The organism is Polaromonas sp. P3_B1, assembly GCF_056402935.1.
The window spans coordinates 1-22160 of sequence record NZ_JBFUGK010000043.1 but is presented as its reverse complement, the minus strand read 5'-3'; the positions used below and the strand labels follow the sequence as shown (position 1 = coordinate 22160).

The 22160-nt window shown below is 65.8% G+C and carries 18 protein-coding genes; 6 read left to right on the top strand and 12 right to left on the bottom strand.

The window, feature by feature from the left end:
* Entirely contained in the window at nucleotides 1–873 is an 873-nt protein-coding gene (locus AC1DXS_RS20955) for an ABC transporter permease (RefSeq protein ID WP_477739391.1), read from the top strand.
* 34 nt (nucleotides 874–907) lie between these two features.
* Nucleotides 908–2515, top strand: a complete 1608-nt coding sequence (locus AC1DXS_RS20950; protein WP_477739390.1) for a gamma-glutamyltransferase family protein — start codon at nucleotides 908–910, stop codon at nucleotides 2513–2515.
* A gap of 12 nt (nucleotides 2516–2527) precedes the next feature.
* Here the strand turns inward: AC1DXS_RS20950 and AC1DXS_RS20945 are convergent, their stop codons facing one another.
* Entirely contained in the window at nucleotides 2528–4951 is a 2424-nt protein-coding gene (locus tag AC1DXS_RS20945; RefSeq protein ID WP_477739389.1) for a cellulase family glycosylhydrolase, read from the bottom strand.
* A 306-nt stretch (nucleotides 4952–5257) separates the two neighbouring features.
* On the opposite strand from AC1DXS_RS20945, the gene AC1DXS_RS20940 reads away from it, so the two are divergent.
* On the top strand, nucleotides 5258–6460 hold the full coding sequence (locus AC1DXS_RS20940; RefSeq protein WP_477739388.1) for a multidrug effflux MFS transporter: 1203 nt from the start codon (nucleotides 5258–5260) through the stop codon (nucleotides 6458–6460).
* Nucleotides 6461–6569: 109 nt separating this feature from the next.
* On the opposite strand, the gene AC1DXS_RS20935 is transcribed toward AC1DXS_RS20940, so the two are convergent.
* The 9 genes from AC1DXS_RS20935 to AC1DXS_RS20895 form a co-directional block, all read right to left on the bottom strand.
* On the bottom strand, nucleotides 6570–7424 hold the full coding sequence (locus tag AC1DXS_RS20935; protein WP_477739387.1) for a PA4780 family RIO1-like protein kinase: 855 nt from the start codon (nucleotides 7422–7424) through the stop codon (nucleotides 6570–6572).
* Between the two features lie 106 nt (nucleotides 7425–7530).
* On the bottom strand, nucleotides 7531–7941 hold the full coding sequence (locus AC1DXS_RS20930) for an RcnB family protein (protein WP_477739386.1): 411 nt from the start codon (nucleotides 7939–7941) through the stop codon (nucleotides 7531–7533).
* Between the two features lie 112 nt (nucleotides 7942–8053).
* On the bottom strand, nucleotides 8054–9070 hold the full coding sequence (locus AC1DXS_RS20925) for a tRNA dihydrouridine synthase (protein WP_477739385.1): 1017 nt from the start codon (nucleotides 9068–9070) through the stop codon (nucleotides 8054–8056).
* Between the two features lie 24 nt (nucleotides 9071–9094).
* Nucleotides 9095–10357 carry a methyltransferase gene (locus tag AC1DXS_RS20920; RefSeq protein ID WP_477739384.1) on the bottom strand — a complete coding sequence of 421 codons (1263 nt, stop codon included), beginning with the start codon at nucleotides 10355–10357 and terminating at the stop codon, nucleotides 9095–9097.
* A 128-nt stretch (nucleotides 10358–10485) separates the two neighbouring features.
* On the bottom strand, nucleotides 10486–10899 hold the full coding sequence (locus AC1DXS_RS20915; RefSeq protein ID WP_477739383.1) for a hypothetical protein: 414 nt from the start codon (nucleotides 10897–10899) through the stop codon (nucleotides 10486–10488).
* 230 nt (nucleotides 10900–11129) lie between these two features.
* Nucleotides 11130–12539, bottom strand: coding sequence for an efflux transporter outer membrane subunit (locus tag AC1DXS_RS20910; protein ID WP_477739382.1), 1410 nt, complete (start codon nucleotides 12537–12539; stop codon nucleotides 11130–11132).
* Between the two features lie 28 nt (nucleotides 12540–12567).
* The gene (locus AC1DXS_RS20905) at nucleotides 12568–15801 is read right to left on the bottom strand and encodes an efflux RND transporter permease subunit (protein ID WP_477739381.1); all 3234 of its coding nucleotides are present in this window, start codon (nucleotides 15799–15801) and stop codon (nucleotides 12568–12570) included.
* A 33-nt stretch (nucleotides 15802–15834) separates the two neighbouring features.
* Complete coding sequence (locus AC1DXS_RS20900; RefSeq protein WP_477739380.1) at nucleotides 15835–17073, bottom strand: efflux RND transporter periplasmic adaptor subunit; 1239 nt, start codon at nucleotides 17071–17073, stop codon at nucleotides 15835–15837.
* A 251-nt stretch (nucleotides 17074–17324) separates the two neighbouring features.
* Entirely contained in the window at nucleotides 17325–18173 is an 849-nt protein-coding gene (locus AC1DXS_RS20895) for an alpha/beta hydrolase (RefSeq protein ID WP_477739379.1), read from the bottom strand.
* A 461-nt stretch (nucleotides 18174–18634) separates the two neighbouring features.
* On the opposite strand from AC1DXS_RS20895, the gene AC1DXS_RS20890 reads away from it, so the two are divergent.
* Both AC1DXS_RS20890 and AC1DXS_RS20885 read left to right on the top strand, forming a co-directional pair.
* Nucleotides 18635–19606: a LysR family transcriptional regulator gene (locus AC1DXS_RS20890; RefSeq protein WP_477739378.1), complete on the top strand. Its 972-nt coding sequence runs from the start codon at nucleotides 18635–18637 to the stop codon at nucleotides 19604–19606.
* Between the two features lie 124 nt (nucleotides 19607–19730).
* Nucleotides 19731–19934, top strand: a complete 204-nt coding sequence (locus tag AC1DXS_RS20885; RefSeq protein WP_477739377.1) for a hypothetical protein — start codon at nucleotides 19731–19733, stop codon at nucleotides 19932–19934.
* Nucleotides 19935–19942: 8 nt separating this feature from the next.
* Here AC1DXS_RS20885 and AC1DXS_RS20880 read toward each other — a convergent pair whose 3' ends face one another.
* Both AC1DXS_RS20880 and AC1DXS_RS20875 read right to left on the bottom strand, forming a co-directional pair.
* Nucleotides 19943–20875, bottom strand: coding sequence for a DUF808 domain-containing protein (locus tag AC1DXS_RS20880; RefSeq protein WP_477739376.1), 933 nt, complete (start codon nucleotides 20873–20875; stop codon nucleotides 19943–19945).
* Between the two features lie 217 nt (nucleotides 20876–21092).
* On the bottom strand, nucleotides 21093–21428 hold the full coding sequence (locus AC1DXS_RS20875; RefSeq protein WP_477739375.1) for an ElaB/YgaM/YqjD family protein: 336 nt from the start codon (nucleotides 21426–21428) through the stop codon (nucleotides 21093–21095).
* A 321-nt stretch (nucleotides 21429–21749) separates the two neighbouring features.
* On the opposite strand from AC1DXS_RS20875, the gene AC1DXS_RS20870 reads away from it, so the two are divergent.
* A complete protein-coding gene (locus AC1DXS_RS20870; protein WP_477739374.1) occupies nucleotides 21750–21926 on the top strand; it encodes a hypothetical protein in 177 nt (58 codons plus the stop codon).
* Nucleotides 21927–22160 lie beyond the last annotated feature (234 nt).

The window sequence follows — 22160 nt, the reverse complement described above, 5'->3', positions numbered from 1 at the left end:
ATGAGCGCAGTCCTTCCCGCCGTCCCTCCGCGCGAGGCCACGCCGGCGCGGCGCGCGCTGCGCCGCCTGATGCGCCGCCGCGGCGCCATGCTGGGCCTGGCCATCGTGGTGATGTTTGTGCTGCTGGCGCTGTCCGCCCCGTGGATCGCGCCCTACGACCCCGTCGCCACCAGCTGGAGCGCGGTGCGCAAGCCGCCCAGCCTGCAATACCTGTTCGGCACCGACGAAATCGGCCGCGACGTGCTCTCGCGCGTGGTGTGGGGCGCGCGCGCCTCGCTGCTGGCGGGCCTGGTATCGGTCTGCATTTCGATGGCATTGGGCGTGCCCATAGGCCTGCTGGCAGCCTACGTCGGCGGCTGGACGGACAGCCTGATTTCGCGCTTTACCGACGCCATGCTGGCCGTGCCATTCCTCATCCTGGCCATCGCGCTGGCCGCCTTCCTGGGCCCCAGCCTGAGCAACGCGATGATTGCCATCGGCGTGTCGGCCACGCCCATCTTCATACGCCTGACGCGCGCCCAGGTGCTGGCCATGAAGGTGGAAGACTTTGTCGAAGCGGCGCGCGCCGTGGGCAACCCGCACTGGCGCATCGCGCTGCGCCACATCCTGCCCAATGTGCTGCCGCCGCTGATCGTGCAGGCCTCGCTCGCAATTGCCGCGGCCATCATCGCCGAGGCCAGCCTGTCCTTCCTGGGCCTGGGCCAGCAGCCGCCGGCGCCCAGCTGGGGCAGCATGCTTAACACCGCCAAGAATTACGTGGACAATGCACCATGGATGGCGATCTGGCCCGGCCTTTCCATCTTTTTGCTGGTGTTGTCCTTCAACCTGCTGGGCGACGGACTGCGCGACGCGCTGGATCCCAAGCACAAATAATTCGCGCCGCAAGGCACCCACTTCCTCATCGACCATGCCGACTTTCGACGCCCTCCACTACCCTTACGCCTCCCGCCGCAACATGGTCTATGCCAACAAGGGCATGGTCGCCACCTCGCAGCCGCTGGCCGCGCAGGCGGGCCTGCAGGTGCTGCAGGCCGGCGGCAACGCCATCGACGCGGCGATTGCCACGGCCGCCGCGCTCACGGTGGTGGAACCGAATGCCAACGGCATAGGCGGCGACACCTTCGCGCTGGTCTGGCATGGCGGCAAGCTGCACGGCCTGAACGCCAGCGGCCCGGCGCCGCGCGCCATCAGCCTCGAAAAACTCACCAGCCAGGGATTGACCGAAGTGCCCAAGTACGGCCCGCTGCCCGTGACGGTGCCGGGCACGCCCGCCGCCTGGGCGGCATTGGCGCAGCGCTTCGGCAAATTGCCGCTCAAGACCTCGATGGCACGCGCCGTGGAGCTGGCGCGCGAAGGCTTTCCGGTTTCGCCCACCGTGGCCTCCGCCTGGCAGCAGGCCACGGCGCTGTTCCGTGAAAAATTCAAGGAAGCGTATTTCAAATCCTGGTTCGACACCTTCGCGTCTGAACGCGCGCCGCGGCCCGGTGAAATCTGGCGCTCCGCCGCGCATGCCGACACCCTGCAGTCGATTGCCGACACGGCCGCCGAAAGTTTTTACCGCGGCCCGCTGGCCGAACGCATCGCGGCCTTTGTGCAGTCGGCCGGTGGTTACCTGGCGAAGGAAGACCTGGCCGCCTTCCAGGTCGACTGGTGCGACCCGATCAGCGTCAGCTACCGAGGCTACGAGGTCTGGGAAATCCCGCCCAACGGCCACGGCCTGGTGGCCTTGATGGCGCTCAACATCCTCAAGGGCTTTGAGTTCAGCGAGCGCGACAGCCTGCGCACCCACCACCTGCAGATCGAGGCCATGAAGCTGGCTTTCGCCGACGGCCTGGCGCATATCGCCGACCCGGCGCACATGCGTGTCTCGGTGGCCGACCTGCTGTCGGACGCCTATGCGGCCGAACGCCGCGCGCTGATAGGCGAGCGCGCCCTGCAGCCCATGCCGGGCGAACCGTCGCGCGGCGGCACGGTCTACCTGAGCACGGCCGACGGCGAAGGCAATATGGTCTCGCTGATCCAGAGCAACTACATGGGTTTCGGCTCGGGCATGGTGGTGCCGGGCACCGGCATCGCGCTGCACAACCGCGGCAACAATTTTTCGCTGGACGCCGAACACCCCAACTGCCTGGCGCCGGGCAAGCGGCCCTACCACACCATCATCCCCGGCTTTTTGACCAAGGACGGCAAAGCAGTCGGCCCGTTCGGCGTGATGGGCGGCTTCATGCAGCCGCAAGGCCATGTGCAGATGGTGATGAACACCGTGGACTTCGGCCTGAACCCGCAGGCCTCGCTGGACGCGCCGCGCTGGGAGTGGGAAAGCGGCAAGCGCGTGAGCATTGAACGATCGACGCCCGAACACCTTTTCCACGGCCTCGCGGGCCTGGGCCATCAGGTGGTGTGGTCCGGCAACCGCATGGGCTTCGGCCGCGGGCAGATCATCTGGCGCAATGCCGACGGCGTGCTGTGCGGCGGCACTGAACCGCGGGCAGACGGCGCCATCGCGGCCTGGTAAAACCCCCGGCGCTCACGGGAGCGTCATACCGGCCGTGCCGGCCAGGTAGCGCTCCAGCACCGCCAGCTCGGCAACCGTGGGCGCCCCCTTGCCCGCGATGACGGCGTACAGGTTGCCCCGAAAGCCCTCACGCGGGTAATAACTGATGTAGCCGCAACCCATCAGCATCTGGGTAAAAGCGCTGGGCGCGAAGGTCGCGGCGGCGCCGCCGACCTCGGCTGAGTTGAGGCGCAGCTTTTGCGCACCGGCTACCGATGCCAGCGACAGCACCGCCGGCGTGTTGACCGGAAGGCGCGCCGGAGCCAGCACCTGCACTGTCAAGCCCTTGGCATCAATCCACCTGGCACGCGGCTGGCCGTTGAGAAAGCCGAGTTCCGAAAGCTGCGGGTCCTCCGTTTTCGAGGCCTGGAAGATCACGCCGGTATTGGTCGGCGCAGGAACGCTGAGGGCCGCCAGGGCGAAGTGCGCATCCTCGAGGTTGTAGGGCACGCGGTTGCGCGGGTTGGGCTGAACACCCGCCACGCGGCTGGACTTTTTGCACCAGAAGCCAAAGGACTCCGGCACGCTGTGGTCTGAATTCTTTTTGCCGTTGGTGACACGCATGATGGGCACCGACATGGGCCCCGTGGGGCCGTTGTCCTTGTTCATCCAGTTGATCATTTCCATGGCATTGCCCGGGCTGGATCCATAGCCCGAATCGGACACGGCGCGCACCACCTGACCCGCCGCGGCCGGCGCACCCAGCAGGTAGTCGGTATAGCCGTCGGCCAGTTCCCATTTGCAGGCGCCATATTTGGCGACGATGGCCAGTGCGGCGTCGGCAAGATTCGTCGCCGCATAGCCCACCGGGTCGCTCAGCGAAAACACCTTGCGCGGCGGCGGCACCTGGCCCGACAGCTGCCCGTCGCTGGTGTAGGTGAGCGTGGCGACCTGGTTGGCCGCCGGAGTGTAGGTAAAGCTGTCTTGCCCGTTCGCACCGGCGGGAATGGTCAGGCGCGACTTGCTCAGCGTACCCCCCTTGTTGGAAGCCACCGTGAGCACCACCGGCTGGGCCAGGTTGCCACGCGCATAGACGGTGATGGTGATGGGCGTGCCCGCCGTTGCATAGCCCGGCCCATCGTCATACAGGCTCGCCTGCACGATGCCGATCGCGGACTTGAGCACACCCGAGACCACCGGCTCCAGCGTCTTGTTCTGGTGCCAGCCGGGCACGTGGTTGATGGCGTAGTTGCGGATGGGCCAGTGGTTGCCGCCCATCCAGGTGTAGACCTCGCAGCCCGACTGCGCGGCCAGCACCACGGCTTGCGCGAACATGGCCTCCCAGCGCGGATCGTCGATGGGCATACCCACTTCGGTCAGCGCCAGCTTCACGCCCTTGGCCTTGGCCCAGTCGACCGCGATCTTGAGGCGGTCCGCGCCGGTGGAAACCTGGATGGGCCCCGTGCCGAAACCGGCGTTGAAGTTCTTGGCGACCTCGGTGTCGTAGTCAAAAAAAGCGCCGTTGCTGAAGGCGTCCAGGTACATATGGACTTCGTAGATCAGGTTGCTGCCCGACAGCGGAAACCCCGGGTTCCTGGTGCCTATGTACATGGCCGAGTCATAGAGGTTGCCGGCTACATAGATGGGGTTGGTCGGATCCACCGCGCGTATGGCCTGGATGGCGGCCTGCGCGAAGGTGGGCCATATCGTCAGGTCTTCGCCGCCCTTCACGGCTTCCTCATTCGACGCGATGACGCCCCCAGGCTTGGGCATGTCGTGCGGCTCGTTCATGAGGCCGTAGCCGCCGAAGCCCGGGTGGTCCTTCCACTTGGTTGCGGCGCGCGTCCAGAAGTCGGTGAAGTTCGCGATCTTGAGTGTCGCGCCCGGCGCCAGCGAAAAAATCCGCGACTGGATCTGCACCGCGTCCGTGGTGTAGGGCCGCAAGGGGCTGGGCGGCACGGTCAGCCCGATCACCGAGCCGTCGGGCTGGAAGCGGAAATCCTGGTAGCGGCCGTAGTTGTGGTTGTCGATGATGCAGCGCGTGCCGGCCGCCGCGTGGGCATCGAGCACGCCGGTGATGAAGGCCTCGTAGCCCGCATGGAAGGCGCCAGGATTGCCGATGGCGGCCTTGGCGGCCGTGTTGGCCACCGTATCGTGCAGCATGGGCTGCAGCAGCTCCCACTGGATGGGCAGGCGGTTCTTGATAAAACCGCAGTTGGCCAGGTAGGCCACGTCGGCCTTGCGCGGCACGGTGAAATGGTAGTTGGGCGCCGAACTGGTGTTGGCCCGCAGGCCGGGCTTGGCCCACTCCATGCCCGAGAGATTCGTGCCCATGGCGGGCATGCCGGCCGCGGCGCGCGCGACGGCGGCCCGCGCCTGCGGGCTCACGGCGAAGGGCCCGAGCGCCGCCAATGCGCCCGCCAGCAAGGTCGTTTGGGAAAATTCGCGTCTTTGCATGAGAACCTTTCCTGAAGAGCTTCAGGTTAAGCCCCAATCCGGCAACTTCATTACAGTTTGACGCAGCACTGAGCGCTGCTTACATTTCAGGTCCATTCGGCCCTGTCAGATCTGACAGCGGTGAAGGATTTGCGCACGCCATACCCTGGCAAACCGCCCCGGCATTGACGCCGAGCGCGATACCCCGAGGTCGGCGACAATGGCGCCTCTCTTTTTGACCGTCATCGCGCGCGCGGCGATGGTTCTTCTGCCGCCGCGTGCCAAGCTCCTGCTGCGCCGCACCCCGGCTTTGCGAAACATCTTTTCATGACCAAAAATTTCTTCCGGGCCGCCTTGGTGCTGGGCTTGCTGTCCGCCATCGGTCCCTTCGCCATCGACATGTACTTGCCCGCCCTGCCCTCCATCGGGCAGACCCTGGGCGCTTCCATGGGTGCGGTGCAGGCCAGCCTGATGGCCTTCTTCATCTCGCTGGGCATTGGCCAGATCATTTACGGCCCGGTGTCCGACATGGTGGGCCGCAAGGCGCCGCTGTATTTCGGCCTGCTGCTGTTTGCCGCGGGCAGCATAGGCTGCGCGCTGGCGCCCGACATCCACACGCTGGTGGTGCTGCGCTTCATCCAGGGCCTGGGCGCCTGCGCCGGCATGGTGGTGCCGCGCGCCGTCGTGCGCGACCTGCACACCGGCCATGACGCGGCGCGGCTGATGTCGCTGCTGATGCTGGTCTTCAGCGTCTCACCTATCCTGGCGCCGCTGGCCGGCAGCCTGCTGATCGAGTCTTTCGGCTGGCGCAGCGTGTTCTGGGCCGTCACGGTAGCGGCCGGCGCCGGCTTGCTGCTGGTGGGCTTCACCCTGCCCGAGACACGGCCGCCCGAGCAGCGCGTGGACAGCAGCTTCGGCAGCGCCATCAAGGCCTACGGCGTGCTGCTGCGCGACCGCCATTTCATGGGCCTGGTGTTTATCGGCGCTTTCGGCATCTCGAGTTTCTTCGCCTACCTGGCCAATTCGTCCTTTGTGCTGATAGACCACTACGGTCTCACGCCGCGCCAGTACAGCATCGCCTTCGCGGTCAATGCGGCCTCCTTCATCGGCGTGTCGCAGTTCACCGGCAAGCTGGCCGCGCGCTTCGGCCTGGTGCCCATCGTGAAGGTGGCGGTCACCGGCTACGCGGCCGTGATGGCGCTGCTGCTGGTCGTCAACCTGGCCGGCATCGAGCGGCTGGACGTCATGATCGCGCTGCTGCTGGTGGGTTACGGCTTCCTGGGCCTGGTGGTGCCGACCACCGCCGTGCTCGCGCTTGAAGAGCACGGTGCGATTGCCGGCACCGCTTCTGCCCTGATGGGCACCCTGCAGTTCGTGACCGGCGCTGTGGTGATGGCGACGGTCGGCGTGTTTGCCGACGGCACGGCCTTGCCCATGGTGGCCGGCATTGCGGGCTGCGCGCTGCTGGCGTATGCCATGGCGCGCGGAACGCTCGGTGGTGCGCGCAGCGCACCCGCCCCAGTCCGTTAAGAGCTGCTCACAAAACCCAGCGAAGCGATCCTGGCTAGGCGCGTCGCCGCAGACAGCGCACCAGCACGGCAAGGCGACGCAACAACGCCAGGAGGGTTTTTGAGCGGCTCTAAGCCTGCATGCGCAGGCGGCGGGCCATCTCTTCGGCGCGCGCATCGTCAATCTCACCCATCACCGCACCCAGGTTGACCGGGCCGGTCTTGTGCGCAAAGCGGCCTGTCAGCACCGTTTCGGGCTGCAGCACGCCGCGCTGGTACAGGTCCCAGATTTCGCTGCCGTAGTCAGTCTGCAGCAGCTCGGGCGCGAAACGGCCGAAAAAGCCGCGCAGGTTGGCCACGTCGCGCAGCAGCATGCGGCCCGCATGGTTGTTGCCGGCGGCGTCCACCGCCTGCGGCAAATCGATGATGACCGGGCCGGGTCGGCCCTCCGTCACGCCCAGCAAGATGTTGAACTCCGACAAATCGCCGTGCACGACACCGGCGCACAGCATGCGCACCACTTCCGTGAGCAGGGTGGCATGGTGCAGGCGCGCGTCTTCGGGCGTGAACTCCACGTCGTTCAAACGCGGCGCGGCGTCGCCGTGCTCGTCGGTCACCAGTTCCATCAGCAGCACGCCGTCGCAAAAATTATGCGGTTTAGGCACGCGCACGCCGGCCGCGGCCAGCCGGTAAAGCGCGTCGACCTCGGCGCTTTGCCAGGCCGCTTCGGTCGCCTGCCGGCCGAAACGCGTGCCCTTGGCCATGGCGCGCGCCTGGCGCGTGTTCTTGACCTTGCGGTTTTCGGTGTAGTCCACCGCCTGGCGAAAGCTGCGCTCGGTGGCATCTTTATAAACTTTAGCGCAGCGCGTGTCGTCGCCGCAACGCACCACATAGACCATGGCCTCCTTGCCGCTCATGAGCTGGCGCACGACGCTGTCGATCAGGCCTTCTTCGAGCAGGGACTGCAATCTTTGGGGTGTTTTCATGGAAGCCATTTTGCGCTTGCGGGCCGCACGGCCTTTTCAGCGCGCGATATGCCGAAAAAAAGCCTGCCCGTTTGAGCGGGCAGGTTCGTGTTGATGACAGGCGTGGTCAGTTGCTCAGCACCAGCTGCGCGATCACGCCGGTGGCGATGGCGACCAGGGCGTAATCGGCACCGACCTGCACCCACTGCTGGCCGCGCGGCGGCGCATGCAGGTGATGGCCGCGCCAGTCGTTCACCACATACTGCCGGCTGCGATACTGGTTCGGGATATGGCCGCCGCGGTAAAACTGCCGGCCATGCCCGTTGAAGTGGTGGTCGTTGCGGGCATCACGATGCTCGATGCCGCGGCGGTCCACGGGCCGATAACCGGGGCCGTAGCCGGGAGCGCCGGGTCCACGCTGCTCGACACGCGGCGGCTCGCCCCGCGGGCCGCGTCCGTCATAGCCTTGCGCAAATGACAGCGAGGCAAAGCCCAGCGACGCTGCGGCAATGGCACACACAATGGCTGTTGATTTCATGTCGACTCCTTGGGGTTGGTGAGTCTTCATGGTGTTCCCCTGCCGTGTCGGGGTCGCAAAGCCGCGGGGATGTTTGTGTAAAGAACCTGTTGCAATGTGCAAGGCTTGCAGCTCAGGCCGCTTCAAGCAAATGCTGATGCGCGGCAGCGTATTCAAGTTTTTCGCTGCGCAACGACTGGGCCAGCCAAGCCTCCACCAATACCGGGTCGTTCACCGTCTTGATCGCCTGGTAAGCCGCCTCCGCTTCGGGGAAGCGCCGCCGCAAAAAATTCAGCCACTGTTTGAGCCGCCCCGCCCTGGCGCGCGGTTCAATCCTTGAGCAGACGATGCGCCAGAAGTCAGCAACCAGCGGCAGCAAATTCGGCCAGTCCACGGCGGCCTGCATGCCCTGCCTGTCCGCCTTGATCGCCAGGCCGAGGCCCGGGTCGCGCACCGCACCGCGGCCAATCATCAGCGTGTCGCAACCTGAAAGCTCGCGGCAGCGCCGCGCGTCCTCCACCGTCCAGATTTCACCGTTGGCCACCACCGGGATCTTCACCGCCGCGCGTATGTCGGCAATGCGCTCCCAGTAGGCCGGCGGCCGGTAGGCCTGGGCTTTGGTGCGGCCATGCACGACCAGCTCGCCCGCACCGCCTGCTTCGATGGCGAGCGCGCATTCAACGGCACGCGTGTCGTCCTCATAACCCAGGCGCATCTTGGCCGACACGGGCATCGGTGCCGGAACCGCACGGCGCACCGCACCCACGACGGCCGTCAGCGTCTCGGGCTCCCTGAGCAGCGAAGCGCCGCCACCGTGACGATTGACAACGGCCGCCGGGCAACCGAAATTCAGGTCTATTCCATCCGGCCCCAGGCTTGCAAGCCGCGCGGCATTCTCGGCCATGCAACCCGGGTCCGAGCCCAGCAGCTGCGCGCGCACCGGCACGCCGGCCAGCGTGCGTCCTCCGTTGTGCAGCTCGGGCACGATGCGGTAGAACACGCGCTCGGGCAGCAGCTGGTCGGTGATGCGGATGAATTCAGAAACGCAGCGGTCTATGCCGCCGACCCGCGTGAGGATATCGCGCAGCACAAAGTCCAGCAGGCCCTCCATGGGGGCCAGCAGAACGGTGGCGTGGGCATCAGCCTTCATCGCGACCTTCATCGCATTCAATGGCTATTTGGCGGCCAGGCGCCACAAAGACGTGACTTCAGCCGCGCGCGCCGCGTGCAGCGCGTCGCTTGCGTCCGAAGCCTTGGGGTGCTGCGGCTGCGCGTCAAGGCGATCCACCACCTTGAGGCCTGCGGCATCAATGGCGTCCAGCAACCACTCGCGCGTGCGCAGGCCCAGGTGCTCGGCCAGGTCCGACAGGATCAGCCAGCCCTCGCCCTTGGGCTCCAGGTGTGCGGCCAAGCCCTTGAGGAAGCCCAGCAGCATGCGGCTGTCTTCGTCATACACGGCATGCTCGACCGGCGAGCCGGGGCGCGCGGGCAGCCAGGGCGGGTTGCACACAATGATGTGGGCGCGGCCTTCGGGAAACAAGTCGGCCTTGCGCACCTCGACCTGCGGAAAGCCCAGGCGCTTGAGGTTCTCGCGCGCACAGGCCAGCGCACGCGGGTCCTGGTCGGTCGCGATGACACGCTGCACGCCGCTGCGCAGGGCCAGCACGGCGGCCAGCACGCCCGTGCCCGTGCCGATGTCAAAGCCCAGCAGGTCGGCCGTACCTTCGGGCACGGGCGCCTGGGCCACCAGGTCTATGTATTCACCGCGCACCGGCGAGAACACACCGTAATGCGGATGGATGCGGTTGTGCGGGCCGTCCTCGCCCAGCGCGGGAATCGGCACGCCCTTGCGGCGCCATTCATGCGCGCTGATAAAGCCCATCAGCTCGCGCAAGGAGGCGACTGACGCGCCGCCCTCTGCCTGAGCAGGGCCCCAGGCTTCAGCGCAAGCTTTTTTCGCATCCGGCGCGCGGCGCAAAGGGATGCTGTAGTCCGCATCAAAGGGAACCAGCACCATGCTCAGCACGCGCGCGCGCTGCGCCTGGGCCTGGCGGTGCAGATGGAAGGCCTGAGGGAACACCGGCGCCGGCGTTTCAACCGGGGTGCCGGCCTTTGCCACATTTGCAGTTCCTTCCGCCTTTTCGGCCTTGACGCGCTTCTCGCGTTTGGGTTTGGCCGGTTTGTCGACCCGGCGCGCGAGCGCCTGCACCAGCATGCGGGCATTCTGGAAGTCCCCGCGCCACAGCAGCCCCGTGCCCTCGCAAGCCAAGCGATAGGCGGTATCCGCGCTCATGCTGTCGTCGGCCAGCACCACACGCTTGGGCGGCGCCGCGCCGCGCTCGGAACGCCAGCGCGCGGAACGCGCCTGGCCGCCTTCCGTCCAGTGGATCAGGACGGGTTCAGACGATGGGACAGAAACGGTAGTTGAAACAGGCATCAGGAGCAAACACAGCAAAGGGAGCCGAGTGTTTTAACAGATGCGGCAACCCGTTTGGGCGGAATGGCCCTAAAACGGCCTGCCAAAGCAGAATATGGCCGCTTTTCGGGTGACACCTCGGTAGCAGCTCAAGGCTTGAGCGTGAAGGCAATCACGATTTGTTCGGGGGTTTGCTTGAACTCCGCAATGACCGCCTGCTTTGACTTCTCCGAAATCTCGGCAAGTGTCCCATTGACTGGAAGCCCCTCAAACGTCACGTTCACCGACCTCAGCGAGCCGTTGTTCCAGTTGAAACCGACGAACGATTTCAGCCCCAATGATTTTTCCAGCTCCTTGGAGACCGCCTCCGAGTGCGCAAAACCTTCTCGCAAAGTGTCAAACGGCCCACAAGCGCAAAGGGAAATCGCCAGCGCGGCACTTGCTGCCCAACGCAGAGACATGGGAATTCCGTTCTTTTCGCGGGAGCGCCCGCGGCCGAACCGCAAAGCAACCCCCGGTCCTTGCATGTTCAGGTTAGGTACCCCATGATTTGGTTTGTTCATACGCGTCCGGCATTGGAGGGAAAGCATGCATCGTATCGAAGTTGCCACTGAGGCAGCGCATGCCGTCCCTTCTCAAGCGGGGCCAGGGTCCGGCTTTGCCGGCCCAAAGGCGCCCGTTCCCTGCAAGGGGAGAGGAAGCTACACGCAGTGAGCTTCAACAGGGGTGTACCTATCTCCCGTCCCCTGCAAGGGGAAAGGGCGCTACACGCAGTGAGCGCCAATAGGGGTGTTCAGACTGTCCAGCCGCCGCCCAAGGCCCGGATCAGCCCCACCGTCGCCAGGTACTGCGAGGTTTTCACCTGCAGCGCCTGGCGCCGGTTGCGCAGCTCGCTGCGCTGGGCGTCCAGCAATTCGAGCTGGCTGACAAAGCCGTTGCGGTAGCGTGAATCCGACAGCACCGTGGCGCGCGTGGCCGAGGCCACGGAGCGCGACTGCGCTTCGGATTGCTCGGCCAGCAGGCGTATGGCCACGAGCTGGTCTTCCACGTCCTTGAAGGCGACGAGGATCTGCTCGCGGTAGTTGGCCAGGGCGATGTCGAGTTCGGCATTCGCGTTCTGCACGCCCGCCTGGCGGCGGCCGCCGTCAAAGATCGGCAGCGACAGCAAAGCGCCCACACCCCAGGCCTGGCTTGAGACCTTGAACAGGTCCTTGATCTCGGGCGCGGCATAACCGGCGTTGCCGGTCAGCGAGAAGGTCGGGAACCAGGCGGCCTTGGCAACGCCCACGCGGGCCTGCGCGGCCTGCATGCTGCTTTGCGCGGCGGCAACGTCGGGGCGGCGCTCCAGCACCGTGCTGGGCACGCCGGCCGGGATGACCGGCAGCGCCGTCGACCACTCCGTGGGCGCGACGGCAAAATTCGAAGCCACCTCACCGACCAGCACGGCCAGCGCATGCTCCAGTTCGGCGCGGCGGCGGTCCAGCGCCAGCGCTTCCGATTCGGTGGCGGCCACCTCGGTGCGCACACGGGCCACGTCCAGCTCGGCCACGTCGCCTTCCTTGAAGCGCACTTCCGTCAGGCGCAGCGTGTTGCGGTAGGCCTGCAGCGTGTCGCGCACCAGGGTGCGCTCGGTATCGAGCGAACGCAGGTTGAGGTAGGTTTGCGCCACATCGGCCTGCACCAGCAGTTGCGTGCTGCGCAGCAGGGCTTCGCGCGACTTTGCGTCCAGCGAGGCGGCGTCGGAGTTGAGCGACAACTTGCCGATCAGGTCGACTTCATACGAAAAATTGGCGGCGGCCGTGACCGTGGTTTGCGCCACGCGATTCGTGGTGATGTTGCTCTGGCGCACCGCGCCGCCGCTCAAACCCACTTGCGGCAGGCGGTCGGCGTCGGTGTTGCGCAAGATCGCCCGCGCCTGGGCCAGGCGGCCCGCGGCCACTTTGACGCTGTTGTTGTTAGCGGCCGCCTGCTCGACCAACTGGTCGAGCACGGGGTCGGCAAACACCTTCCACCAGGCACCCTGCGATTGCGGGGCCGTTGCCGCGGCATTGGCGGTCGGCGTGCCGGCGTTTTCCTTGTAGGCCGCCGGCGCGGCGGGAATGCTGGCTGGGTCTACCGAAGCGCTGGTGGCGCAGCCTGCCAGCACCAGGGCGGCCAGCAGGGGCAGCAGCGCGCTGCGCAATTTTGTTGATGTGCGGTTCATGATGAACTCCTGTACTTGATGCTTGTTGTTATTCGTGCAACTTGAGGGGCGCTGCGGGTTGTGCCTGCGTGCCTGCACCGCCTGCGCCCGCGAAGGCCTCGAGATGCGGCACTTCGCCGTGCAGCTTGAGCGGACGGTTGCCGGTGAGGCGGCGCAAGGTGACGTAGAACACCGGCGTGAGGAAGAGGCCGAAGGCCGTCACGCCAATCATTCCCGAGAACACCGCCACACCCATGGCATGGCGCATTTCGGCGCCGGCGCCGGTCGACAGCACCAGGGGCAGCACGCCCATGATGAAGGCCAGCGAGGTCATCAGGATGGGGCGCAGGCGCAGACGGCTGGCTTCAATGGCGGCCTGCAGCGGCGTGCGCCCGGCAAACTCGAGCTCGCGCGCAAACTCCACAATCAGGATGGCGTTCTTGGCCGACAGCCCCACCAGTACGATCAAGCCGATCTGCGTGAAGATGTTGTTGTCACCGCCGGTCAGCTTCACGCCCAGCATGGCGGCCAGCAGGCCCATGGGCACGATCAGCACGATGGCGATCGGCAGGGTCAGGCTTTCATACTGCGCAGCCAGCACCAGGAAAACCAGCAGCAGCGCCAGCGGGAACACCCACATGGCCGAGTTGCCGGCGATGATTTCCTGGTAGGTCAGGTCGGTCCACTCATAGCTGATGCCGGGCGGCAGGGTCTCGGCCGCGATGCGGGCAACCGCGTCCTGCGCCTGGCCCGACGAATAGCCGGGCGCGGCGCCGCCGTTGATGTCGGCCGACAGGAAGCCGTTGTAGCGCATGGCGCGTTCCGGGCCGAAGCTGGGCGTGACCTTCATCAGCGCCGACAGCGGCACCATCTCGCCGGTGGCCGAGCGCACCTTGAGCAGGCCGATGTCTTCGGCGCGGGCGCGGTAAGGCGCATCGGCCTGGACCCGCACGGAATACGTGCGGCCGAACTTGTTGAAGTCGTTGGCGTACAGGCTGCCCAGGTAGATCTGCATGGTGTCGAACACGTCGGTCACCGGCACGCCGAGCTGGCGCGCCTTGGTGCGGTCGATGTCGGCATAGAGCTGCGGCACGTTGACCTGGAAGCTCGAGAACAAGCCGGCCAGTTCAGGCGTCTGGTAGGCCTTGGCCATGAAGTCCTTGGTGGCCTTGTCCAGCGCGGCGTAGCCGAGCGAGCCGCGGTCTTCCAGCTGCAGCTTGAAGCCGCCGGTGGTGCCCAGGCCCTGCACGGGCGGCGGCGGGAACATCGCGATAAACGCTTCCTGAATACCGCTGAACTTGCCGTTGAGCTGGCCGGCGATGGCGCCCGCGCTCAGGTCCGCGCTCTTGCGCTCGTCAAAGGGCTTGAGCGAGAGAAACACGATGCCGGAGTTGGAGCTGTTGGTAAAGCCGTTGATCGACAGGCCGGGGAAGGCAATCGCGTGCTCCACGCCGGGCTGCTTCATCGCGATGTCGCTGATGCGGCGGATCACGTCTTCGGTACGGTCCAGCGTGGCGCCGTCGGGCAACTGCGCAAAACCGATCAGGTACTGCTTGTCCTGGCCGGGCACAAAGCCGCTGGGCACGGCCTTGAACAGGCCCGTGGTCGCCAGCACCAGCACCAGGTAGACGCCCAGCATGATGGCCTTGCGCGAGATCGCGCCCTTGACGCCGCGGCTGTAGTTCTCGGAACCGCGGCTGAAGGCCTTGTTGAAGGCGCCGAAGAAGCGGCCGAAGACCTTGTCCATACCGCGGGTCAGCGCGTCCTTGGGCGCGTCATGGCCCTTGAGCAACAGGGAGGCCAGCGCAGGCGACAAGGTCAGCGAGTTGATCGCGGAGATCACGGTCGAGATGGCGATGGTGAGCGCGAACTGCTTGTAAAACTGGCCCGACAGGCCGGTGATGAAAGCCAGCGGCACGAACACGGCGATCAGCACCAGGGCAATCGCGATGATGGGCCCGGACACCTCGCGCATGGCGCGGTAGGTGGCGTCGCGCGGACTCAGCCCCGCCTCGATGTTGCGCTCCACGTTCTCCACCACCACGATGGCGTCGTCCACCACGATACCGATCGCCAGCACCAGCCCGAACAGGCTGAGCGCGTTGATCGAAAACCCGAAGAGGTGCATCACCGCGAAGGTGCCGATGACGGAAATAGGCACGGCCAGCAGCGGAATGACCGAAGCGCGCCAGGTCTGCAGGAAGATGATCACGACCAGCACCACCAATGCCACGGCCTCAAGCAGCGTGTGCACCACGGCTTCGATGGAGGAACGCACGAACTGCGTGGTGTCGTAGACGATCTCGTAGTCCACGCCTTCGGGCATGTTCTTCTTGAGCTCTTTCATCACGGCCTGCACGTCATCCGAAATCTGGATGGCGTTGGAGCCCGGCGCGGCGAACACCGGCACGGCCACGGCCTGCTTGTTGTCCAGCAGCGAGCGCAGCGCGTAATCGGAAGCGCCCAGCTCCAGGCGGGAAATATCGCGCAGACGCGTCACGGCGCCGTTCCGGTCGGTCTTGACGATGATGTCGCCGAACTCTTCTTCACTTTGCAGGCGGCCCTGTGCGTTGATGGACAGCTGCATGTCCACGCCGGGAAGGCCGGGCGAAGCGCCCACCACACCGGCGGCGGCCTGGATGTTCTGCTCGCGGATGGCGCGCACCACGTCGCCGGCGGACAAGCCGCGCTCAGCCACCTTTTGCGGGTCCAGCCAGACGCGCATCGAATAGTCGCCCGAACCGAAGAGCTGCACCTGGCCCACGCCGTTGATGCGCGCCAGGCGGTCCTTGACGTTGAGCACCGCGTAGTTGCGCAGGTAGGTCATGTCGTAGCGGTCGTTGGGCGAGAGCAAGTGCACCACCATGGTCAGGTCGGGTGAGCTCTTGATGGTGGTGATGCCCAGGCGGCGCACTTCCTCGGGCAGGCGCGGCTCGGCTTGCGAGACGCGGTTTTGCACCAGTTGCTGCGCCTTGTCCGGGTCGGTACCCAGCTTGAAGGTGACGTTGAGCGTCATCAGGCCGTCGGTGGTGGCCTGGCTGCTCATGTAGAGCATGCCGTCCACGCCGTTGATGGATTCCTCCAGCGGCGTGGCCACGGTTTCGGCGATCACCTTGGGGTTGGCGCCCGGATAGTTGGCGCGCACCACCACGGTGGGCGGCACCACGTCCGGGTATTCGGCGATCGGCAGCGAGCGCAGCGCGATCAGTCCGGCGATGAACATCAGCAGCGACAGCACGCCGGCAAAGATGGGCCGGTCAATAAAAAACTTGGATAAATTCATGGCAGTTCTTCTTGTTCAGGTGTCGAGCAAGGCTCAGGATTTCGCCGCGACCTTGACCGGTTTCTCGGTGAGCTCGGCCTTGGCGGACATTTCCACCACTTGCGGCGCGACCAGCGCGCCCGGACGGATGCGCTGCAGGCCGTTGACGACGATGCGTTCGTTGGCGGCCAGGCCGCCCTTCACCACGCGCAGGCCGTTGACGGCCGCGCCCAGCGTGACTTCGCGGTACACCGCCTTGTTGTCGGCGCCCACCACCAGCACGAATTTCTTGTTCTGGTCGGTGCCGACGGCGCGTTCGTTGATCAGCAAGGCCGTGCCCTTGGTGGCCTGGCCCATGCGGATGCGCGCGAACTGGCCGGGCATCAGCTGGCCGTCCTTGTTGTCAAAGACGGCGCGGGCGCGCACGGTGCCGCTGCGGGCATCGACCTGGTTGTCGACGAGTTGCAGCTTGCCTTCAAACGGCGTGTCGGTGCTGGCGGCGGTGCCCATCTGCACGGGGATGCGCTCCAGGTTGCGGCTGGCCGGGCCGCCATTGCCGCCATTTCCGCCCACGTCTTTCAGGGCCTTGGTGACGACCTGCTCGTCGGCATCAAAGCTTGCGTAGATCGGGCTCACGGACACCAGCGTGGTCAGCACGGGAGCGCCCGGGCCGGCGGCGACCAGGTTGCCCACGGTCACTTCGAGCTTGCCGACACGGCCGGCCACCGGCGCGCGCACCTGGGTGTAGCCCAGGCTCAGCTGCGCCGATTGCAGGGCCGCCTGCGCGGCGCGCAGATTGGCTTCGGCTTCGCCCTTGCCGTTGGTGCGCTCGTCGAATTCACGCTTGGAGATGGCCTGCTCGCTCCACAGGCGCTGCGAACGCTCCTGCTCGCCCTTGGCCTGGGTGACCCGGGCCTGGGCCGCCGCAACCTGCGCATCGGCGCGTTCCACGTCGGCGGCATAGGGCGCCGGGTCTATGGTCAGCAGCAGGTCGCCCTTCTTGACGAGCGCGCCTTCGCGAAAGTGCACCGACTGGATGGTACCGGCCACGCGCGAGCGCACGTCCACGCGCTCGACCGCCTCCAGCCGGCCTGAGAACTCGTCCCAGGCGGAGACGTCGCTCTGCACCACGGCGGCGACCGAGACCGGGGTGGCTTGTGGCGCGGCAGGGCCGGACTGGGCGCGGGTGCCGGAGACGCCGAAGACTGCGGCGGAGATGCCGGTCACGGCCAGCACGGCGAGGGCCACGGCCAGCAGGCGGCGTTTGGGGGTTTGGAGTGGGATGGTTGGCATGTCAATTCTCTCGAAGGTGAAATGGATGAAACTGAAAACGAATGAGGGGCAAGCGGATTTGGTAAAAGCGGCGACTCTAAAACCTCAACTTATGTTGAGGTCAAGCGCGCAGCGCATAACACGGGGGCCGCGCAGGGACATCAAGCTGCCGCGAGCCTTGGGCTGCGCGGCGCTGCTCGGTATCCAGGTGAATCAATGGCGATGGCAATGTCATGGTGAACTCCCTCAAAGAAAAATGGATGCAATGAAACTCAAGCGGTGGCGCTGTGCGCGGCCGTCCGCGCATCGAGCGCGGTGGCGAAAAATCGGCTGAAACGCTCGTGGATGAGCGGCGCCCAGGCTTTTTGGGGGTCCGCCGGTTCCTGGTAACTGCAGGGCCAGCCGGTGGGCACCGGCAGCACCGTGTCCAGCGCGACCAGGCCGGCGGCGCGCAGGCGCGCGGCATAGGCCAGCGTCTCGTCGCGCAGCGGGTCGTCCTGCGCCGTGATCAGCAGCGTGGGCGGCAGGCCGACCAGGCGAAATGCCGAGCCCGGCGCGGCATAGGGGTGGCTGGCGTCTTCCAGGCGCGGCAGGTAGTTGTGCCAGCCGTCGGCCCAGGTGCAGCCCACCGGGCCGGCTTCAGCGTCGCGCAGCGAAGCCGTGGCCAGGCAAGGGTCCAGCATGGGCGACAGCAGAATTTGCCCGGCCAGCGCCGGCTCATGCAGGTCGCGCGCCATCAGCGCCACGGCGGCGGCAATGTTGCCGCCGGCCTCTTCGCCGGCCACAAACAAGGGCGCACCCACGCCGGCCAGCTTGTGGCGCGCCTTGAAGGCCCACTCCAGCGCGGCATAGCCCATCTCCACGGCACTGGGAAACGGGTGTTCGGGCGCCAGCGGATAGTCCAGCGACATCACCACGGCACCCGCATCGGCCAACAGGCCGGCCACGCAGGAGCCGCCTTCGAGCGAGCCGCCCACAAAGGCGCCGGCGTGGAAATGCACCACCAGCGGCGCCACGCCCGTACCCTTGCGGCCATAGAAACGCACATCCAGCGGCTTTTTCAGCGCAAGCTGGATCTGTTTTTCGACCCACGGGGGGGCGGCTTTGTCGGCGCCGTTCATGGCGGGCTGGTGGCTTTTCATCATCGTGACCGCAAAGGGTCTCCGGTTTGTTGCAATGCAGCAGAAGATACGCGCGGGCTCTCACTTAATAAATAGCTGTTCTGTTTATTCTTTATTTCACCAATGCAACAATCAGGGGATGGGTAAGCTCAACAAGCTTTGCTACCGTGCCGCCCGGCGATGCATGCAGGCGCGAAGTGTTGGCCTTGCCACCATGGCAGGGTCAACGAACCCAGGGAAAACCCGGACGCAACCAAGGGCTATTCGGCGGCTGTCACGGGAAGTTGCCAGGATGGTCACAATCGCCCCTCGCAGCTCCCCTGTGAACCGCCCTTCACGCATCTCCCCGACTTTCCCCCAGACCCCTGCGGCCACCCGCCGGCGGGGGACGAGGCAGCAGGCCGACCCGCCCGCCATGCCTCATGTGCATTGACAGACCTCTTACCAGGACAGGACTTCTCATGGACAAGTTTTCCGCAATGCAGGCCTTTGTGAGGGTCGTGGAAGCCGGCACTTTCACCAAGGCCGCCGACTCCATGGGCATGCCCAAGCCGACCGTGACGCGCCTGATCCAGACGCTGGAGCAGTCGCTGGACACCAAGCTGCTCAATCGCACCACGCGCAAGGTCACGGTGACGGCCGACGGCGCGGCGTATTACGAGCGCGCCGGCCGCCTGCTCGGCGAAATGGAGGAACTAGAGTCGAGCATGTCGCGCGCCAAAGCCAGCCCGCGCGGGCGCCTCAAGGTGGACATTCCTTCTTCCCTGGGCCTGGCGGTGATCATCCCCGCCCTGCCGGATTTTTATGCGCGCTATCCCGACATCCAGCTGGAACTGGGCGTAAGCGACCGGCCCATTGACATCCTGGCCGAGAACGTGGACTGCGTGATACGCGGCGGCGAGATCAGCGACCAGTCGCTGGTGGCGCGCCGCATCGGCGAGTTCTACCTGATGTCCTGCGCTTCACCGGCTTACCTCAAACGCCACGGCGTGCCGCAGCATCCGCAGGAACTGGCGCACGGCCACCGGTTGATCCGGTATTTTTCGCCGCGCGACGGCAAGCTCTACAACGTCACCCTGCACAAGGATGGACAGGAAGTGGAGATCGCAGGCCACCACCAGCTTTCGGTCAATGACTCCAATGCCGGCGTGGCGGCGGCACTGGCCGGCCTGGGCGTGCTGCAGACGCTCACCTTCCTGGTCCAGCACCATGTCAGCAGCGGCGCGCTGGAGCCGCTGTTCAACGGCTGGTGGACTGCGGCCAAACCCATTCATGTGGTCTATCCGCCCAACCGCCACCTGAGCAACAAGGTGCGCGTGTTTGTCGACTGGGTCGCCGACCTCTTCGCCAGGCACGACCTGATCCAGCGCAAGAGCACCCTGCCGGGACGCATCGCGCGCGCCGAGGCTGCCGCTGAAGCGTTTATCGAGTAGGCGCGCTGGGCCGGCCTTTCCTACAGCCGGCGTCACCACCAACCTACAGGGCGTGCAGCCTGCGGGGGCTACGCTGAAGGCCTGTCCTTCCTTTGTCCCTTACCTTGCTTGCGAAAGACCCGACATGCCAAGATTGAAAGCACCCGCGCCTGATGCAGAAAGCCGCAAGGCACTGGAGCAACGCGCGCGGGAGGCCGTGCTCCCTGCGCCGCCCCAGCAAAAAGGCCGCTGGCCTTTTCCCGTATCCGACGACCAGCCTGCAGGCGAAGCCGCCGACAGCACGCGCGAATCGCCGCACGAAAAGCCCGCGCGCAAATCCGGCGACTAAGGAGAGACTCAGCGCGGCTTCAGCCGCCTGGCCATGTTCACGAGCAGCAGCACCAGCGCGCCCGCCACCAGGCCCACCAGCGCATCCATGAGCAGCGGCGTGATTGCGGCCGGAAAAGCGCCGGCGCCATCCGCCACTCGCTGCGCAAACGAGTCGATGAAGTGGTGCAAAGGCGCAAAGCCATGCGTGAGGATGCCGCCGCCCACCAGGAACATTGCCGCAGTGCCCGCCACCGACAGCCCTTTCATCAACCAGGGTGCGGCCCACAGGATGGCCCGCCCCAGGCTTCGCTGCAGGCTCGGCAAGCTCCCCTCCCCCGCACGCCGGCTCAGGTACAGCCCACCGTCGTCGAGTTTGACGATGCCCGCCACCAGGCCGTACACCCCTACCGTCATGAGCACAGCGATACCGCAGAGCACCGCGACCTGCGTGATGAACGGGCTGGCCTGCACCGTGCCCAGCGTGATCGCAATGATCTCGGCCGACAGGATGAAGTCGGTGCGCACCGCGCCTTTGATCTTGTCCTTTTCCAGCGCCACCAGGTCCACCGCGGGGTTGGCCAGTGCCGTGGCGAGCGCCTCATGCTCAGCCGCCTGCTCGTGTGCGCTGTGCATGAATTTGTGGGCGAGCTTTTCAAAACCCTCATAGCAGAGGAAGGCGCCGCCCACCATCAGCAGCGGCGTCACCGCCCAGGGCGCAAAAGCGCTGATGGCCAGCGCCGCCGGCACCAGGATGGCCTTGTTGATGAAAGAACCCTTGGCCACGGCCCAGACCACCGGCAGTTCGCGATCGGCCTTGACGCCGGCAACCTGCTGGGCGTTGAGGGCCAGGTCGTCGCCCAGCACGCCGGCGGTTTTCTTGGCGGCGGCTTTGGAAAGCAGCGCCACGTCGTCCAGTACGGTGGCGATGTCGTCAATCAATGCAAGCAGGCTGCTGGCCATAGGTGTTCTTTTTCGTCAGGGCTGTGGCGTCAGGCCGCAGCGGTGTGGAACAGGCATCCGGCGCATGGTGTTGTAGTGATGGCGCGACCAGGAAGAGCGCTTACTGTACCGAAGTTTTACGGCAGCAAAAACAAGGGCAAAACAACGGCAAAACAACGACAAAAGAAAAGCCGCCCGCGGGCGGCTTTTCTTCGAATGATTTCCGGTGGGGCGCAGCTTAGCGCGCGGTCAGCCGCCCAAGGATAAAGCCTACGGCCAGGGCCGCGCCCACGGCCTCCAGCGGCCTTTCCTGCACCCAGGATTTCGAAACTTCCAGCGCATGCGCCGGCGCTTCGCCGATGCGGCGCGTCTGGTCGGCAAAACGGTCGGCCACATCGGCCGCGGTGCCCGCCAGTTTGTCGACGCCCTGGTGCGCCGCTGACGAAGCACGGTCCACCGCGCTGCGCGCCGGATCGGCCACCTTGTCGATGCCGCTGTGGAGCGCTGCGCCGGCGGATTCGACGCCGCGCTGGATGGGATTGCCGCCGGCGGGCGATGCTGTGGTTTTGTCCATGATGCTTCTTTCAAAAAAAGTTCCACAAAACAGGCAAGGCGCCGTGAGTGGAGGGTTGCGCTTGATGGCCAATGTGTCCGGTGCCCGGGCCATCGCTGTACCCATTGACTGTAGGCAGCCGCAAAGCAACAGCCTGTGCGCTGCCGGACAAGCCGGATGTAGGACAAGAGAGCGTCGGCAAAACGTCCGGCATTGTCGGCCTGCACTGACAGCGAAACTGCCGCTTGGCTTGGCGGGCCGAAGCACCCGCTCACGCATCATCGGCGCCTAGACCCCGAAAGCGCCAGTGCCTTCACTCGCACAGAACCCAAGGAGAAAACCATGCCAGCCACGCCCAGACCCGCCCTCAGAATCGGCGACCCCGACAACGGCCAACCCCGCAACGGCCCGCCTGAAGAGGCGCCGGAGGATGACGATGCACTGGAGTTGCCGGTGGAGCCGGATGAGGGGACGCCGCTCATTCCGGATGATGAGCGGGTTGTGAATGTTCCTTCTTGATGCCGGGTCTTGCGTCAGGCCGGGTCTTGCGCCGGTCTTCGCGCTCTTCCTTCTCCGCTTCTCCTGTTTTCGTCTTTCTGTTTACCCTGCTGAGGGTTGTTGGCCGGGGGTTGCCCGGCGGCAACTCACTTTTCTTTTGCTTCGCCAAAAGAAAAGTAAGCAAAAGAAAAGGCGACCCTGGTGTCTGCGTCCCTCCGCTTCGCTGCGGGCAGCCTGCGGTGCTCGGTCCAGACG